Source organism: Variovorax robiniae (assembly GCF_037889955.1).
GTDB lineage: Bacteria > Pseudomonadota > Gammaproteobacteria > Burkholderiales > Burkholderiaceae_C > Variovorax > Variovorax robiniae.
On the sequence record NZ_JBBKZS010000001.1, the window covers coordinates 203,777 to 220,836 of the forward strand.

Annotated in this window: 17 protein-coding genes; 9 read left to right on the forward strand and 8 right to left on the reverse strand. The window is 65.2% G+C overall.

Annotated elements, in window-relative coordinates; genetic code table 11:
* Positions 1-14: 14 nt before the first annotated feature.
* The 7 genes from WKW79_RS00855 (at position 15) to WKW79_RS00885 (ending at position 9,705) form a co-directional block, all read left to right on the forward strand.
* Complete coding sequence (locus WKW79_RS00855; protein WP_340333204.1) at positions 15-1,199, forward strand: MFS transporter; 1,185 nt, start codon at positions 15-17, stop codon at positions 1,197-1,199.
* 661 nt (positions 1,200-1,860) lie between these two features.
* Positions 1,861-2,307 (forward strand): SRPBCC family protein, encoded by a 447-nt coding sequence (locus WKW79_RS00860; protein WP_340333205.1) that lies wholly within the window; start codon positions 1,861-1,863, stop codon positions 2,305-2,307.
* A gap of 126 nt (positions 2,308-2,433) precedes the next feature.
* The gene (locus WKW79_RS00865; RefSeq protein WP_340333206.1) at positions 2,434-3,438 is read left to right on the forward strand and encodes an ABC transporter substrate-binding protein; all 1,005 of its coding nucleotides are present in this window, start codon (positions 2,434-2,436) and stop codon (positions 3,436-3,438) included.
* 374 nt (positions 3,439-3,812) lie between these two features.
* The gene (locus tag WKW79_RS00870) at positions 3,813-5,999 is read left to right on the forward strand and encodes an arylsulfatase (RefSeq protein WP_340333207.1); all 2,187 of its coding nucleotides are present in this window, start codon (positions 3,813-3,815) and stop codon (positions 5,997-5,999) included.
* Positions 6,000-6,166: 167 nt separating this feature from the next.
* Positions 6,167-7,138: a sugar-binding protein gene (locus WKW79_RS00875; RefSeq protein WP_340333208.1), complete on the forward strand. Its 972-nt coding sequence runs from the start codon at positions 6,167-6,169 to the stop codon at positions 7,136-7,138.
* Positions 7,139-7,200: 62 nt separating this feature from the next.
* Positions 7,201-8,706 (forward strand): sugar ABC transporter ATP-binding protein, encoded by a 1,506-nt coding sequence (locus WKW79_RS00880; RefSeq protein ID WP_340333209.1) that lies wholly within the window; start codon positions 7,201-7,203, stop codon positions 8,704-8,706.
* 12 nt (positions 8,707-8,718) lie between these two features.
* Entirely contained in the window at positions 8,719-9,705 is a 987-nt protein-coding gene (locus WKW79_RS00885; protein WP_340333210.1) for an ABC transporter permease, read from the forward strand.
* Positions 9,706-9,708: 3 nt separating this feature from the next.
* Here the strand turns inward: WKW79_RS00885 and WKW79_RS00890 are convergent, their stop codons facing one another.
* Genes WKW79_RS00890 through WKW79_RS00900 form a run of 3 tightly spaced genes read right to left on the reverse strand, consistent with a single transcriptional unit; the run spans position 9,709 to position 11,585 of the window.
* The gene (locus WKW79_RS00890; RefSeq protein WP_340333211.1) at positions 9,709-10,248 is read right to left on the reverse strand and encodes a Rieske (2Fe-2S) protein; all 540 of its coding nucleotides are present in this window, start codon (positions 10,246-10,248) and stop codon (positions 9,709-9,711) included.
* A gap of 29 nt (positions 10,249-10,277) precedes the next feature.
* Entirely contained in the window at positions 10,278-11,264 is a 987-nt protein-coding gene (locus WKW79_RS00895; RefSeq protein ID WP_340333212.1) for an ABC transporter substrate-binding protein, read from the reverse strand.
* A 42-nt stretch (positions 11,265-11,306) separates the two neighbouring features.
* Positions 11,307-11,585, reverse strand: coding sequence for a hypothetical protein (locus WKW79_RS00900; RefSeq protein ID WP_340333213.1), 279 nt, complete (start codon positions 11,583-11,585; stop codon positions 11,307-11,309).
* Between the two features lie 132 nt (positions 11,586-11,717).
* Between WKW79_RS00900 and WKW79_RS00905 the strand changes: the two genes are divergently transcribed.
* On the forward strand, positions 11,718-11,840 hold the full coding sequence (locus tag WKW79_RS00905) for a hypothetical protein (protein WP_340333214.1): 123 nt from the start codon (positions 11,718-11,720) through the stop codon (positions 11,838-11,840).
* Between the two features lie 33 nt (positions 11,841-11,873).
* Here the strand turns inward: WKW79_RS00905 and WKW79_RS00910 are convergent, their stop codons facing one another.
* From WKW79_RS00910 to WKW79_RS00920, 3 genes are all read right to left on the reverse strand, one after another.
* Positions 11,874-12,554, reverse strand: a complete 681-nt coding sequence (locus tag WKW79_RS00910) for an aspartate/glutamate racemase family protein (RefSeq protein ID WP_340333215.1) — start codon at positions 12,552-12,554, stop codon at positions 11,874-11,876.
* 30 nt (positions 12,555-12,584) lie between these two features.
* Entirely contained in the window at positions 12,585-14,036 is a 1,452-nt protein-coding gene (locus WKW79_RS00915; protein WP_340333216.1) for an MFS transporter, read from the reverse strand.
* A gap of 120 nt (positions 14,037-14,156) precedes the next feature.
* Positions 14,157-14,993 (reverse strand): MurR/RpiR family transcriptional regulator, encoded by an 837-nt coding sequence (locus WKW79_RS00920; RefSeq protein WP_340333217.1) that lies wholly within the window; start codon positions 14,991-14,993, stop codon positions 14,157-14,159.
* 191 nt (positions 14,994-15,184) lie between these two features.
* On the opposite strand from WKW79_RS00920, the gene WKW79_RS00925 reads away from it, so the two are divergent.
* Positions 15,185-16,183, forward strand: a complete 999-nt coding sequence (locus WKW79_RS00925) for a helix-turn-helix domain-containing protein (RefSeq protein ID WP_340333218.1) — start codon at positions 15,185-15,187, stop codon at positions 16,181-16,183.
* Positions 16,184-16,187: 4 nt separating this feature from the next.
* On the opposite strand, the gene WKW79_RS00930 is transcribed toward WKW79_RS00925, so the two are convergent.
* The gene (locus WKW79_RS00930) at positions 16,188-16,553 is read right to left on the reverse strand and encodes a hypothetical protein (protein ID WP_340333219.1); all 366 of its coding nucleotides are present in this window, start codon (positions 16,551-16,553) and stop codon (positions 16,188-16,190) included.
* Positions 16,550-17,059, reverse strand: coding sequence for a cupin domain-containing protein (locus WKW79_RS00935; RefSeq protein WP_340333220.1), 510 nt, complete (start codon positions 17,057-17,059; stop codon positions 16,550-16,552). The genes WKW79_RS00930 and WKW79_RS00935 overlap by 4 nt, the downstream gene beginning before the upstream one ends.
* Position 17,060 lies beyond the last annotated feature (1 nt).

Genomic DNA, 17,060 nt, shown 5'->3' on the forward strand with positions numbered 1-17,060 from the left:
AGGCAGCCGGACTCGTGGGATTCCGCGTCTTCCTCGCGTCGCTGTTCGTCTCCAAGCTGGCCGACCAGATCCTGCTGTTCCTGGTGCCGCTGGTGGTGTTCCAGGTGACGCAGAGCGTCGCGTGGTCGGGCTTCGCCTTTGCGGTGGAGGCTTTCCCGCGCTACCTGTCCTTTCCGGTGTGTGGCGCGCTTTGCGACCGCAAGTCGCCGCTCAAGCTGCTTCAAGCCAGTCAAGTCCTGCGCGCAACGATGTGCGCTGTCGGTGTGGTCGGCGACTTGTGGCTGGGCGGGATCGGCTGGCTCGTGGCCTTGTCTGCGGTGTGCGGCGTGCTGACCACGCAGGGGATGATAGCGCGCGAGGTGATGCTGCCGCAGATGGCCGCGCAGGGTGAGCGCTTCGATCGCGTGCTGGCCTGGTCGCAGGCGGCGGACCAGGCCGGCTTCATGCTCGGGCCGATGCTTGCCGCGGCCTTGCTGGCGTGGTGGCCGTGGCAGGGTGTCGTGGGCGTGGCCGCGGTGCTGTTCCTGCTGGCCGATATCGCGACGGTGGCTTGGCGGCGGATCAGCGACCTGCGCCTGCGTGAGCCTGAAGCCGTGGGCGGGCCGCTGTGGCAGCCGGTCCGCATCGCGCTCGGCCATGTCTGGCATCTGCCGGGACTCAAGCGGCTGGTGGTGCTGGCGGCCGGCGTGAACCTGATCGTCGGCGTCACGCTCGCGTCGTCGGCCGCGCTGGTGACCGGCTTGCATGGACGCTCGACCGGCTACTACGCGGGGCTGCAGACGCTCGGGGCGCTCGCGACCATCGTGATCCTGCTCGGCATTGCCAGGGCGTCGCTGGCCGTGAAGACGCTGGGGCTCATGGGCTTCGTCGCGATGGGGGTCGGCGGCTTGCTGACCGGCGTGGCGCCCGACCACTGGGGCTATGCGGCAGGCTTCCTGCTGATCACCGGCTTCGACAAGATGTTCAACGTGTTCATCCGCGCGAGCCGGCAGAAGATCATTCCGCCGGCGGACTACGGCAAGACCACCGGCGTCATCGTGATGCTCAACAACCTCACGCAGCCGCTGGCGGGGTTGCTGGTGGGCGCCTGCGCCGGGCCGCCGGAGACGGCGCGGCTGATCGTGTGGCTGTCGGTGGCGATGGGCGTGCTGGGGCTCGTGGCCTTCAGGTCCCCAGCATCCCCATTGCCGGATCGCTGACCGAATGCCGCCCGGTCTCGATGCGGCCGGCGAGGCGGCGCAGCCAGGTCGGGTCGGCATCGCATGTGACCTCGAAGTCGTACCACTGTCGTCCAGGTCCCATTGCTGGCTCGCTTTGAGATGGGGCGATCGGCGCCAAGGAATATGACGGTCGCGTGGGACCAGGGGTGCCGGGACGGCAGCCCGGCCTCGCGTCAGCGCGCGGCAGCAGGCTGTCGCTGGGCTTCTTGATGTGCGCGCGACTGCGTGGAACTGGCAAGCAGCCATGCGACGGCAGTCGTGGTGAGGATCTTCGTGATGGGCGAGAGGTTGATCATTTTCTTTTGAGTGACTCGGGTAGCAGTGTCCGGATGGGACAGCGGCAAGCTTAGGGGCGGCCTATGGCAATGCCGTGACAGAAAATGCCCCGTTCCCTTGCAGGCTTGACGCACAGGTGCCAGGAGCAGGGGGCGCACGCCTTTCGCGCAGGGCCGCCTGGTCGTCGCGGCAGGCAAGGAGACGTTCCGCCGTAGATCAGGCCATCCGGGCGCAGCCAGCCCTCGGGAAAGCTGCTGGCACGATCCGGACCGCTGCCGTCGGTGACTGATGTCGATTCCGGGCACGCTCATTCGTCGTATCCAATGAGGGTCGTCCTCTGCAACTGTTCAAGGAGAAACAAGCCATGGCCACCAACACCGTCCGCCTGCACCGCGTGCTGCGCACTTCGCCCGACAAGATCTACCGCGCCTTCACCGAGCGCAGCGCTTTCGAGCGCTGGCTGCCGCCCTTCGGCTTCACCGGCCAGGTCCACACGATGGACACCGTGGTCGGCGGCGCCTGGCGCATGTCCTTCACCAACTTCGGCACCGGCCACAGCCACTCCTTCGGCGGCAAGTACCTTGAACTGGTGCCGGGCCAGCGCGTCGCCTACGACGCGAGCTTCGACGATCCCAACCTGCCGGGCACCATGAAGACCACGGTGACGCTGACGGCCGTGTCCTGCGGCACGGACATGTCGGTGGTGCAGGAGGGCATCCCCGACATGATTCCAGTGGAGATGTGCTACCTGGGATGGCAGGAGTCGCTGATCGCGCTGGCGCAGTTGGTGGAGCCGAACATTCCGGGGTAGGAACCATGGACTCGCGCTGGCCCCGGTTGTCAGCGCGAGGTCAGGCGGATCGGACTAGGCTTTCTGCGGCGGCAAGTGCGGAGAAGGCGTACCCTTTCCGGAAGAACGCGAGGCGGAGCGATCAAGATGATGGATCGACGCAAGCTCATCGGCGGCATGGCCGCGTTCATCGCGACACTTGCCGCTCGGGCCCAAGTGCCAGGCCGCATTTATCGGATCGGCTACCTCGGCTCCACGAGCCCCCGATACGACACGCCGGCTGAGACGCGCATCATGAACGGACTCGTGTCCCGGCTGCGAGAGCTTGGCTTTTCGGAAGGGGGCAACACGGTCATCGAGCGGCGCTTCGCCGATGGCAGGAACGAACGCTACGTCGATTTCGCTGCCGAGATGGTGAAGCTCAAGGTCGATACCGTGGTCGCCGGCAATGTGGCGGGTGTGCGGGCGGTCCTGTCGGCGAGTCGCACCATGCCGATCGTCACGACAACCGGCGATCCGGTTCAGGCGGGTTTTGCCGCGAGCCTCGCGCATCCCGGCGGCCAGGTGACTGGATTGGCTAATTTGGGCACCGAACTCATCCCCAAGCAGCTCGAACTGCTCAAGGCGGCTGTGCCCACGTGCAGACTGATTGCCATTGCGCGCTGCCCGGATTGCCTTCTGAAGGCGGGTGTGAGTGAGGCCGGGGTCAATGCCCTGACGGTCGAGTTTGACGAAGCCGCGCGATCGTTGGGATTGAAATTGCGGCATCTCCATGTCAATGCCAAGGACGACTTCGACGGGGTCGCCGCTGGATTGCGGCGGGAACCGCCGGATGCCCTGCTGATCGGGCCGACCCAGATCAACCAGGTCTTGCGTGATGAGTGGTTGGCCTTGGCTGGCGATCTGCGGCTGCCGACGCTTGCGCTGTATCCCGGGTTCGGGGCGATGTTGTCTTACGGTGCCGACTTCGTTGACATCTACCGCAGGGCAGCCGAATTTGTCGCGAAGGTTCTCAATGGCGCGAGGCCGGGAGACCTGCCCATTGAACAACCGACCAAGCTCGAACTTGTCGTCAACCTCAAGGTCGCGAAGTCCATTGGCGTCACGGTTCCGCCTGCGCTGCTCTTGCGCGCGGACGACGTGATCAGATGAGTGGCTTCGACGTCGCAATGCCAGACCAGATTCAAGGCGGCGCCACGCGGTTGCGCGCGCTGTCCGACACAAGCACAAGTTGCCGTCTGACACCAGCGCAAGGCCTGCCCTTGTAGGTATCGACGCTCGTTTGCAGGCCGTCGTCATTTCGAGTGACTTCTGTCTTGCGCCCACAATTTCGAGCGGTTCAAATAACCGACGCGACCTCGCAAGGTCGAGACTTCCCATGCCTTGAGTCGAGCGCCAAGGGCGCATTGAAAGGAGCCTCCGGTGACGCTTCCGCTGTTTGGTGCGCTTCGGAAACGGCAGGCCATTTCGCTGCTGCTTTCGTCTGTGTTGATGGCTCCAAATGCCGGTTGGGCACAGACCCCCGCGTGGCCCGACCGCTCCGCGCTTCCCGTTCCCCCAAGGGGGCGCCCAACGTCATCATCATCCTGCTGGACGATGTCGGCTTCGGCCAGACCTCGACCTTCGGTGGCTTGATCCCCACGCCCAACCTGGACAAGCTGGCAGCGCAAGGGCTGAAGTACAACCGCTTTCATACGACCGCCATCTGCGGCCCCTCGCGCGCTGCCCTGCTCACCGGGCGCAACCATCACACCGCCAACAGCGGCTTCCTGATGGAATGGGCGACGGGCTATGAAAACTACTCGACGATGATCCCGCGCACCACCGCGACCATCGGCGAGGTGCTGCGCGACAACGGCTACACCTCGTGGTGGTTCGGCAAGAACCACAACACGCCCGATTGGGAGCAGACGGTGGCCGGTCCGTTCGACCGCTGGCCCACGGGCATGGGCTTCGACTACTTCTACGGCTTCAACTCGGGCGAGACGCACCAGTACTACCCGGTGCTCTTCGAGAACACGACGCCCGTCGAGCCTGACAAGACGCCCGAGCAGGGCTATCACTTCATGACCGACATGACGAACAGGGCCATCGCGCGCATGAAGGCCTCCAAGGCGGTCGCGCCCGAGAAGCCCTTCTTCATGTACTTCGCGCCGGGCGCCATGCATGCGCCGCACCATGTCACGGCCGAGTGGCGAGACAAGTTCAAGGGCAAGTTCGACATGGGCTGGGATGCCTACAGGGAACAGGTCTACAAGCGGCAACTCGACATGGGTGTCATCCCGCCCGGCACGAAGCTGACGCCGCGGCCGGACTGGGTCAAGCCCTGGGACACGCTCAACGCCGACCAGAAGAAGGTCTACACCGCGCTGATGGAAAACTACGCCGGATACTTTGCCTTCGCGGACCATGAGATCGGCCGCCTGCAAGATGCCGTCAAGGAACTGCCTGATGCCGACAACACGCTCATCATCTACATCGTGGGGGACAACGGCGCCTCGGCAGAGGGTGGGCCGGATGGCACGCTCAACGAGATCAAGGGCCTCAACGGCATCAACTCGCCGCTGGAAGATGTGCTGAAGAACCTGGACAAGCTCGGCGGGCCGGCATCGGAGCCGCACTATCCGGTCGCGTGGGCCTGGGCCGGCAATACGCCGTTCCAGTGGGTCAAGCAGGTTGCGTCGCACCTCGGGGGATCGCGCAATCCGATGGTGGTGTCCTGGCCCGCCAGGATCAAGCATGACGACAAGGTGCGCGATGCCTTCGTGCACCTGGTGGACGTGGTCCCCACGATCCTCGAGGCCGCCCACATCAAGATGCCGAAGACGGTCAACGGCATCGCTCAGAAGCCCTTGGCGGGGCAATCCTTCCTCGCCAGCTTCACGGACCCCAAGTACAAGGGTCGCAACGAGCAGTACTTCGAGATCTTCAGCAACCGTTCGATGTACGCGGACGGCTGGAAGGCCGATGCACAGCACACGCTGCCATGGCGGCAGGACCTGGCGCCGGGCAATTGGGACAAGGACCGCTGGGAGCTTTACAACCTCGACGAGGACTTCTCGGAGGCCAACGACCTGGCTGCGAAGAATCCGAAGAAGCTGGCCGAACTCCAGGCGAAGTTCGATGTGGCGGCGAAGAAGTTCGGCGTCTATCCGCTCGATGACCGCGGTGCCGGTCGCCTGTCTTCGCCCAAGCCGCCCGTGCCCGGCGCGGACCCGGGCGGAAAGCACTTCGTCTATGCCGCCGGGGCGATCCGCATTCCCGAGCCTGCGGCGCCGCCGATGAAGAACAACACCTGGACCTTGAACGCGAAGGTCAAGGGCGAGGGCGCCAAGACCCAGGGCGTCATCATGGCCTTCGGGGGCGTGGCCGCGGGCATCACCCTCTACGTGAAGGATGGCGTGCCGATCTTCGACTACAACTACTTCGACGAGCACACGGTCGTGAAGAGCAGCAAGCCCCTTCCGGACGGCGAGTCCACCATCCAGCTCGACTTCGACTATGCGGGCGGTCGCGGCAAGGGCGCGAAGATCGCGCTGAAGGTCAACGGCGAGACGGTCGGCACGGGCTCGATGGAGGCCACCGTGGGCGGCCGCTTCGGCATCGACACCTTCGGCGTGGGCGAGGACACCGGCCAGCCGGTGACGCCCGCGTACAAGGCGCCGTTCAAGTTCAACGGGGACATCCAGCAGGTCACGGTCGACATCAAGTAGCTTGTGCGAAGCTGACCGCCGGCATGAAGGAAAGCACCAATAGAACGCGTATTGCAGTTTTTGATGATCTGGGCATAGCATGTCCGGCGGACAAGAAACGCGACCCGACGCGGTCCGCTGGAGATCGATTCTCGAGCTCCAAATTCCAGATTGAATTGGAGACACACATGCTCAAGGCTGGTCGTTCCGTCCTCTGTTCCGCATTGACCCTGGCATTTGCCACCACGTTGGCGCTGACCGCAACCCCGGCCGCCGCGCAACAAAAGAAGAAGCTGGCGTTCATCGTCAACGCCTCTTCCGATTTCTGGAAGCTGGCCGAGGCCGGCGTCAAGAAGGCGCAGGCGGAACTGCCCAAGTACGAGCTTCAGTTCAGGTACCCGGCGCAAGGCACCGCGGCGCTGCAGAACGCATTGATGGACGACCTGGTCGCGGCCGGCACCAGCGCGATCATGATTTCCTCGGTCGACCCGAAGACCTCGGTCGATGCCTTCAACCGGATCGCCAAGCAGGTGCCGCTGTTCACCACCGACAGCGACGCGCCGACCAGCAACCGCATCGCCTACCTCGGTTCGTCGAACACGCTGGCCGGGGAGCAGGCCGGCGAGGTCGCCATCAAGGCGTTGCCCAAGGGCGCCAAGTGCATGGGCTTCGTCGGCTTCCTCGGCGCGGACAACGCCAAGGAGCGCATTGCGGGCTTCCGGAAGGCCGTCGCGGGCAAGGGCATCGAACTGGTCGACGTGCGCGGTGACGACGTCGACTTCGCCAAGGCGCGCAGCAACGTCGACGACGTGCTCGCGGCCAAGCCCGAGATCAACTGCATGGTCGGCTTCTACTCGTACAACCCGCCGAAGATCTACGAGGCGCTGAAGGCCGCGAACAAGGTCGGCAAGATCACCGTGATCGCCTTCGACGAAGACCCGATCACGCTGGGCGCCGTCAAGGACGGCAGCTTTGCCGGCACCGTCGTGCAACAGCCGTACGAGTGGGGCTACCAGGGCATGAAGCTGATGGCTGCCTACCTGGAAGGCGACAAGTCCAAGATCCCGGCGGACAAGCTCATCATCGTGCCGACCAAGGTCATCGACAAGTCCAATGTCGACGCCTTCTCGGCCAACCTCAAGGCGACCCTGGGCAAGTAATCCATCGTGCAATCCAGGCCGGTGCGGGCGACCACGCCGGCTTTTCTTTTTTCTGTTGCACGATGACTGAGCCCTTTCTCCGACTCACGGGAATCACCAAGTCCTATCCCGGCGTGACGGCGCTCGACCAGGTGTCGCTGGAGGTGTCGCGTGGCGAGGTCATCGGGTTGGTCGGAGAGAACGGCGCGGGCAAGTCGACGCTGATGAAGATCCTCGGTGGCGTGGTCGCGCCGTCGTCGGGCGATATTCATGTGGATGCGAATCGGGTCGACGCCTTGTCGGTGGCCGACGCGATCGCGGCCGGCATTGCCTTCGTGCACCAGGAACTCAACCTGTTCGAGAACCTCGATGCGGCGGCCAATGTGTTCATCGGCCGCGAGCCCTTGCGTGGCGGCTTTCTCAAGCTGGTCGATCGCAGGAAGCTGCACGACCAGACCCGGCCTTATCTCGACGTGCTGGGCGTGGACTTCACGCCGGACACGCCCGTGTCGGAACTGTCGATCGCGCAACGCCAGTTGCTGGAGATTGCAAAGGCCCTGTCGCTGGACTCGCGCCTGGTGATCATGGACGAGCCGACCTCCAGCCTGACACTGTCCGAGACGGACCGCCTGATGCGCGTCATTGCCGACCTGAAGGCGCACGGCGTCAGCGTGATCTTCATCTCGCACCGCCTCAATGAACTGTGCGAGTGCGCGGACCGGGTCGTGGTGCTGCGCGACGGCAAGCTCGTCGGCAAGCTGGCGCGCGAGCAGATCTCGCCGCCGGCGATGATCCGCATGATGATCGGCCGCGACCTCCGGGCGCTGTACCTGCCGCCGGCCTCGCCGCCCGGTGCGGGCGTGCTGGAGATCGACGGGGCGCAGACTCATACGTGGCCCGGGCGACCGGTGTCGCTGACGCTGCGGCGCGGGGAGATCCTGGGCATGGCGGGCCTGATCGGCGCCGGCCGGACCGAATTGGCGCGTGCGCTGGCGGGCATCGACACGCTTGCCGGCGGGGCGTTGACGCTGGAGGGCGAGAAGGTCCAGTTCTCGACACCGCGCGACGCGATTGCGCACGGCATTTTCCTGGTGCCCGAAGACCGCAAGCAATGCGGCCTGCTGCTCGACGATTCCATCTCCGAGAACATCCTGCTGCCCAACCTCCATCGCACGTCGAAGGGCGGGCTGGTGCAGGAGGGCGAGGCGCTCGCGATGGCCGAGCGCCAGAAGGAGCGGCTCGGCATTCGCGCCGCCACGGTTCGTGTCCACACCGGCACGCTGTCGGGCGGCAACCAGCAGAAGGTCGTGCTGGCCAAGTGGCTGACGATGAATCCGCGGGTGTTGATCTGCGACGAGCCGACGCGCGGCGTCGACGTGGGCGCCAAGAGCGAGATCTACCGGATGCTGCGCGACCTGGCCGATGCTGGCGTCGCCATCCTCATGATCTCCAGCGACATGGAAGAAGTGATCGGGTTCAGCGACCGCATCGCGGTGATGCATGAGGGCGCGATCAGCGGCTTCCTCGAGCGATCCCAATTCAGCGAACACGAAGTCCTCCGGCTCGCGACGGGCAACACGGTCCACTGAGGCCTTCAACAAATGCTCAAAAAAGACATTGGCCTCCTGATTCTGATCCTCGTCGTCGGCACCGTCGTCGCGATCATCAACCCGCTGTTCATCTCGCCGATCAACATCGCCAACACCGCGAACCTGGTGGGCCTGTTCGGCATCTTCGCGATCGGGCAGGCCTTCGTCATCATCACCGGCGGGATCGAGCTGTCGGTGGGATCGATCATCGCGCTGCTGGGGGTGCTGTTCGTCGACCTGATGGTGAACCACGGCGTGCCCTGGCCGGTGGCGCTGGGGATTATGCTCGCGCTCGGCGCGGTGATGGGCCTCGCGCATGGCTTGCTTATCACCAAGCTGCACTTGCAGCCCTTCATCGTGACGTTGTGCGGACTGTTGATCTATCGCGGTGCCGCGCGCTACTACACCGCTGACGGTACGGCGGGCTTTGCCTTCGGCGACAGCTTCCCGACGCTGGAGTGGCTGACGACCGGCCGCACCTTCGGCATCCCGCACTCGATGTTCGCCTTCGTCGTGATCGCGGTCGTGATGTGGGTCGTGCTGCACCGCTCGGTGTTCGGACGCTACCTGTTCGCGGTCGGCAAGAACGAGGAGGCGGCGCGCTATTCGGGCGTTCCGACCAACCGCGTGATCGTCGCGTCGTATGTGATCTGCGGCGTGCTCACTGCCATCTCGGCCATCTTCTTCGCGATGTACACGCGCTCGATCTCGCCTTCGTCGCACGGCAACTTCTATGAGCTGTATGCGATTGCCGCGTCGGTGCTGGGCGGCTTCTCGCTGCGTGGCGGGGAAGGGTCGATCGTCGGCGTGGTGCTCGGGACGATCCTGCTTCAGATCCTGCAGAACCTGGTCAACCTGCTGGGCATTCCGAGTTCGCTGAACTTCGCGGTGATGGGGTCGGTGATCCTGATCGGGGTGCTGGCGGATACGCAGTTCGCGGAGTATCGCAAGCGCAAGGCCGCGGCCAAGGGGGCGGCGGCGGGGCGTGCGCCTGCGTAGCGCCTATCGCTTCGCGGCACGCGTGATGCGCAGGATGTGCTGCTCCCTCAGCTCGAAGTCCGGAACATCCAGATCGGGCATCCGCAGCAGTCGAGGGTCCTGGTCCGCGTACTGCCTGATTGCGCGGCCGGCGTAGTCCCATTCGCCGAAGCGGCAGGTGTCGTAGTAGCCGCCTTGCCACGGGCGCGATGGCGCATAGCGATCCGCGCCCAGGGGCGAGTGCTCCACCTCGCATCCGTCGACCGGCCCCACCAGGGCGTAGACGAAGAACGCTGGACGCGGGGTTGCAATCGGACGCTGGTTCCAGGTGTGGGCGGTCTGGGCCTCCAGGTCGTCGAGCATCTCGTCGGTGGTTCGCAGCAGGGCCAGCGGCGTCCCCTGGAAGGTGTAGAACTTGGGGCTGCCCGGTGGTACCGTGTTGAGGTCGATGTCGAGCCAAGGCGACTCCTTGTGCGTCATCCCCGTCATCCAGTAGACGACGGCAATCCAGGCGCCTGTGGCGAGCAGGAGGGCGATCACGAGCAGGGCGCGGCGCAGGGTCACTTCGTATCGGACGAGTCAGCGACAAGTTCTCATCGGATCACTTCGTCTGCGCGCACAAGCAGCGCGTGCGGAATTGCGAGCCCGATCGCCTGCGCGGTCCGGGCGTTGATGACCAGCTTGAATGCGGTCGGTTGCTGCACTGGCAGCGCGCTCGGCTTCGCGCCTTTGAGGATCTTGTCGACGTAGTCGGTGGCGAGATCGAGAAGCTGACGCAGATCGGGGCCATAGGTCATCAGCCCGCCCGCGACAACGAAAGCCCGATGCAGATAGGCGGATGGCAACGCATGCCGCCGCGCGAGTTCGGCAAGCTGCGGCGAATCGCGGGTGAACATCACATCTCCGAAGATGACGACCCCTTCGGCGCGCTGTTGGGTCATGGCTGCGAACGCTGCCTCGTACTGATCTGGCCCCGCCGCTTCCAACACCTGCAACTGCATGCCCTGTGGCCGCACCGCCCGGACGAAGCGCAGGTATTCGGCGTGTTCGGGCCGGGCGGGATTGGTGAGAACCGCGACCCGGGCAATGCCGGGCACGGCATCGCGCAGCAGTTCGAGCGTTTTCGGTGCGAGGTCGCGAGCGACCGCAGTCACACCGGTCACATTGCCTCCGGGCCGCCCCAGGCTGGCGACGAACCCGCTCTTGACGGGGTCCTCGCCACTGAATGCCATGACGATCGGGATCGTATTCGTGGCGTTGTGGGCAGCGCGAATGGCCACGGCCGCTCCCGCAACGATCACATCGACCTTCAGGCTCACAAGCTCCGCGGCAAGCGCGGGCAGCCTGTCTACCCTCCCATCGGCAAACCGGTCCTCGATGACGATGTTTCGGCCGACGACATAGCCGCGCCTGTCGAGCCCTTCTGCCATCACCTTGGCAAGCGTGGTGCCGTCGAACGCAGTCAGGCTGAGAACGCCGATCCTGTAGACCTTCCCGGGTTGTTGTGCCGCTGCGGCAAGCGGCATCGTGATCCACCAGACGCCGAGAACGCCAAGGCCGAGCACCTTTTTCCGAAGCACGTGCTTTCCTCGGGCGCCTGTCGAGCGGTTGCGGCCGTGCGCCTAGCTGGACCTGTCGATGACGCTGTCAACCTTTGACACTGGCGGTGTCAACTGTTCAATGACACGAATACGACGGACCACAAGCTCGTCGATCTCCAGACGACGGATTCGAGCCTGCCCCACAAAGAGACGTCCGATGGCCAAGGCACCGACGGCGAATGCACCCAGCGCAGCGGCACCCATCACGACGGAGCCCAACGCGGCTGTGCCGATGGCCTGCGCGCCCGTGGCGGCGGCTGGCAGGGCACGTGCGGACTTCTTCGGCATCAGCTTTTTCATGGCAGTTCCTGGAGGAGGAGAGAAGAGTCTTCTCTCCGTCGTCGCGTTGTGCCCTCAACCTGAGTTCTCGTCAACCAGCTTTTTGCGCGAGGGGTCTCGACGTGGAACTACGTACCGCCGACGAGGAACTTGTTGAGCCGCGTGACCGCGGTGCCGACGACACGGGGCGCGACCGCGGAGGTTTGCGCCACGGGTGTGGATGACGTGGAGATCAAGTACCTCTGCATCGGCGGCATCCAGGACCGAAGGACGTGAAGTCCGCTCCTGCCTGCATCGCAGTCGTTTGACTCACGCCTCGCTGACCGCACCCACGCCCTGCCGCATCTGCGCCCGCAATCTCCGCACAGCCGCCGGAATGGGCGCAATGAGCGGCACATGGCCGAAGCGCCCCGCCAGGTTGATCGCGGCCTGGCCCAGCGGACCGCCGCCGATGATGACCGCCTCGGCGCCGTCCTCGTCGATGCATTGGCGAACGGCTGCGGCCAGTGCTTCGTCCAGCGCCTTGGGGTCGGCCGCCAGCGCACGCGGATCGCCCTCTGTGAGCCGGACGCCGGTGTAGTGCGCTTCCAGCCCCAGCTTGAGCGCACGGCCATCGATGGCGGCAACGAGATCGGGCGTGACCGTCGCAACGCCGAAACGGCGGCCGTTGAAGGCAGCCTCCAGCATCGATGCCTCGCAGATGCCGACCACCGGCACGCGACTAGTGCGTCGCACCCGCTCGATGCCGGGATCGCCGAACGCGCTGATGATGACGCCGTCCCAGGCTGTTCCGCCGTCCCGCCATGTGCGTTCGACCTCCAGGCCCGCGGCGCCCAATTCGGCCTCGTTGACGATCATCGAAGGACCGCGGCTGGCGGTGACGCCGGTGACGCGAAAGCCCTCGGCAGGCAGCTCGGCCCTGGCGATCCGGACCATCATCGTGGTGGTCGCTTCGGACGAGTTGGGGTTGATCAAAAGAATGTCGCGCATGAGAAAGTTGTCCAGGCTCGGCGTTGTCGTTCAGGCCCGCGAAGGGGAGGGCGCGATGGCGTGATGGCCGGCCTCCTCCTCGGAGGGCAGGGCAATGGCATCGGGCGATTGGCCGTACGTTTCCGGCACGCTCTGCACGCTCACCGTGAAGATCGCGTACATCGCCGCCACCATGCCGAACACACCGGCGACGCCGAAGCCATCCAGCAGCCGGCCCGCGACCAGCGGCATGAAGGCGCCTGCGGCCGTGCCGGTCGCGAGGATGAAGGCCGTGCCGAACGCACGCACCTTGGTCGGGTACAGCTCCGGCGCAAAGATCCAGATGGTCGTGTTCAGCAGCAGCACGAAGAACTGGAAGATCGCCCCAGCCGCCAGCACCAGCACGATGCTCTGGGCCAGGAAGCCGATCGTCAGTGCAGCCGCGCCGGCACACAGGGCTCCGATGGTCAGCACGCGCTTGCGCGGGAACTTGAAGCCCAGCACGGAGGCCGCGATGGCGCCCAGCAGGCTGCCGCTCTGCATGATCATCGTGAACAGCAGGCTCTTGGACACCGTGTAGCCCAGGCCGACCAGGATCGTCGGCATCAGCGTCAGCACCGATAACTGAGCGCCATAGGCCATCCAGATGGTGATGCACAGCGGGATCGTGCGACGTGCCAGCGCACCGCGGAAGATCTCGGTCACGCGCACCTTCACCTTCGCGGTGGGGGTGGTGGTGCCGTCATCGGCGATGTACGCGTGCCCGACCTTCACCTTGGCGCTGAGGCTGCCCGTGGCCAGCTTGGTGAGCACGACGTTGACTTCCTTGACGCGGTCCTGCGACAGCAGGAAGCGCGGCGTCTCCGGGATGTAGCGACGATAGAACGCGCCCAGCAACGCCGGCACCATCAGGCACACGAAGAGCCAGCGCCAGCTGCTCTCGCCCGGGAAGATCGTGAACACGAGCAGACCGAAAGCCGGTGCCAGGAAGTTGCCCAGTCCACCAGCGCCGACGTTGACCAGCCCCACCGCCGTGCCGCGGAACTTGGTCGAGCAGAACTCGGACAGCATGGTGACGGCGATCGCGATCTCGCCGCCCAGGCCAAAGCCCACGACGGCGCGGCCTAGGGCCATCACGGTGAGGTTCGGCGCCGCGGCGCAGATGCCGGCGCCCAGGGTGAACAGCAACAGGTCGATGCTGAGCATCACGCGGCGGCCATAGCGATCGGCGACGAAGCCTGAAACGATGCGCCCGATGGCGGCGGCGCCAAAGGTCACCGTGTTCAGCAGGCCGATGTCAGAGGCGCCCAGACCCCATTGCTCGCGCAGCATCGGCCCGACGATGCCCACGGCGTTCTGCTCGAAGGCGTCGAACAGGCAACCAATGAGGATCAGGAAGATGATCGTGTGATGCGAGCGCGTCACGCCGATCTGGTCGAGCGCGCGGTCCAGCTCCGCCACGCGGGGCGAAACGGGTGATGAAAGAGCAGGTCCACCGGCCATGTCGTAGCTCCTTGAAGGATTTGAAAACCAAAGCAATCCGGAAGCCCGGATTGTGGCACTACGATTTCACGTTGTCTGTAACAGTGAAATTATTATTGCAAGTGAAAACCCTGATGTGCCTCAGAGCTCGTCGAGTTCGTCGTGGGCCTGCTCGATGGCTGCCAGGCGCTTGCGTCCTGCCGCGCCGGACGCATCCAGGACCGTCGTCGCGATCAGGTCGCACAGGCCCATCACGGCGACGTGGTTGTCGAGCAGGCCGGTGCCGCGGCAATCGCATTGCACCGACCAAGTGGCGCCCGGGTAGTCGGGCGAGGTCTGGTCGCTGATGAACAGGATCTTCGCGCCCGCTTGGCGGGCCGCTTCCAGCACCGCATTCATCTGGCGCGTCTGCCGGCGAATGCCGAAGACGATCACGCAGTCTCGCTCGCTGACGCCGGCGAGGTGCTCTCCCAGCGTTTCACCCGCGCCGGGAATGGCCGTCACGCGCGGCACCACCTGGATGATCTGCCAGCGCAGGTAGATGGCAAAGCCGTGGCTGCTGCGACTGCCGAAGATCAGCACCTGCCCGGCGCCGAGGATGGCCTTGGCAATGTCCATCATCTGGGTATCGCCAAGCCGCTCGAAGGTGCTGCCCAGGTTGGCGGCGGACACCTGCGCATGCGCATGCACCAGGTCGCCGCGGCCTGCGCCGGACGATTGAAAAAGTGGCGAGCCCGACTGCTTTTCCTCGCGGACGTGCCGCCGCGCTTCCTCGTAGTTCTCGTAGCCGATGCGCCGGATGAAACGGCTCACGGTGGAGGGCGACACGCCCGCCAGCTCCGCCAGTTCATTGCCGGCATAGCCCGCCAGCTCGCCGGGAAACTCGAGCACGAAATTGGCCAGCTTGCGCTCCGTCTCGGGAAGCGCCTCCAGGTGGCCACGGACACGGCGGACGAAGGAATCGGTGGATGTTCGCATCCGGTGATTGTGGCAATGTTGCCAACGACCTTGCGCCCCCTCCGCGCTTGAATGCAATGCCGCATGAGACGCACAGGCAAGAACTGATACGTGGCGTTGAGACGGCTGGAAGACCGATTCCTAGAATTTCCCCATCGCATTCACAACGGTGCTCTTCCATGACTCTGGCGTGTTCCTCCCCCGTTCCGCACATGCATTTCGACTCCCGTTCGACCTCGGCGCGGGAAGCGCTGGACTACTGGCGCGGCTCCCTCTCGCAGAGCTGGGACATGCACCTGGCCGACGACGTGGACGAGGCGCAGTTCCATGCCGACGTGACGATGTGGCGCATGTCCGAGCTGATCGTCGGCTCTGCCACTTTCGGGCCGGTGCAGAACCGCATGCGGCGCGAGCGCAACATCCAGTCCTACCAGCTCGATCACTATCGGCTTCTGCTGTTGCGCTCGGGCGAGTTCCATCTGGACGCGGCGGGGCGGCAGGTATCGCTGGCGCCGGGTCGCTTCGTGATCACCGACATGGCCTTGCCGGAAGAAAGCGAATCGGCGTGCTCCACGTCGGTGCTCTACATCCCGCGCGACACGCTCGACGCGGCCTTGCCGCAGCCGATGCGGCTGCATGGGCTGTCGCCGGACAACGCCTGTTCGAACCTGCTGTCGGATCACCTCGCTGCGTTGTTGCAAGGCCTGCCCGACGCGGCGCCGGAAGAACTGCCGGCGCTGTCCGCGGCCACGGTCGGCCTGGTGGCTGCGAGCCTTGCGCCGACCGCGATCGACCCGCTGACCACGGGTGTGGCGATCGATGGCGCGCTGCTGCGTCGGGCACGCCGCCACATCGAGGAGCACCTCGGCGAATGCGAGTTGGCGGCGGCCCCGTTGTGCAAGCTGCTGCGCGTGTCGCGCTCGACGCTGTACCGGCTGTTCGAACCGCTCGGCGGCGTGTCGCAGTACATCAAGGAACGGCGGCTGGCCCGCGTGCACCAGATCCTCGCGCAGTCCAGCGACCGGCAGCCGATCGCGCGGCTGGCCGAGGACCACGGCTTCAAGAGCGCGGCGCATTTCAGCAAGGCCTTTCGTGCGCAGTTCGGGTATAGCCCGCGGGAAGTGCCGCGTGCGGTTGAACTGGCGCGCTTGCCGGCGGGTGGCAGCGGGGAAGAGCGATTCGATCGCTGGCTCGGGTCTCTTTGTCACTGAGGGCTCAACGAGTCTTCTTGTCCGATTTGTAGCGATGCTCCGCTGCCTCCAGATGGCGGCGGAACACGCTCGACACCAAGTCGATGCCGATGCCGCCGAACAGGGCCGGGATCAGGTAGAAACCCACCGCCAGCTCCGAGTCGAAGAAGTTGTCGAAGCGCGAGGTCGACTTGCTGGTCGCCATCTGAAGTCCATGCAGCATGCACACGTCGGCCGCGGCGATCACGATCAGCGTGACGCCGAGCCAGAACACCGATGCGGGCGAGATCGCACGGCGCTTGCGCAATGACAGGTAGAGGCACAGCGGCACGACGAAAGAGACAATCACCGCGACCCAGAAGCGCAGTTCGACGAATACAGAGCCCGTCATCCGCCATCTCCGTCGTCGAATTCGCTGCGCGCCACCTTCAGCGACGGTCCCAGCAACGCCAGGCCCCAGCGCTTGCCGAAGCGGTGCAGTTCCGCGCGGTCCACGCCGCGCCCATCGAGCAGCACGGCCAGTTCATTGAAGAATTGCACCGCGTCGATGCCGGGTTCGATGATCACCTGCTGCCGCGCCCCGGTGCCCGTCACGTTGACGAAAGCCCGCGAAGCGCCAGCAGGCACGCGCACCAGGTCGCCGCGCCGCGCAACGAAGCGCCGGCCATCGACCTCGAACAGGTAGCGGCCGGTCACGATCTCGAAGGTCTCCGATTCGGCGCGCCGATAAAGCGGTGGGCCGAAGCCCGCCGCGTTCGTGGTCTCGATCACCGTGGACTGGGCCTTCTCGGGCTCGAACGGAAAGCGCACGCGGACGGTGAGCCCGAGTGCGGGAATGCGGATGATCGGCTCCTCGCGCTTCGGCCGTGCCGTGCTGACGATCACCTCGACGCTCACT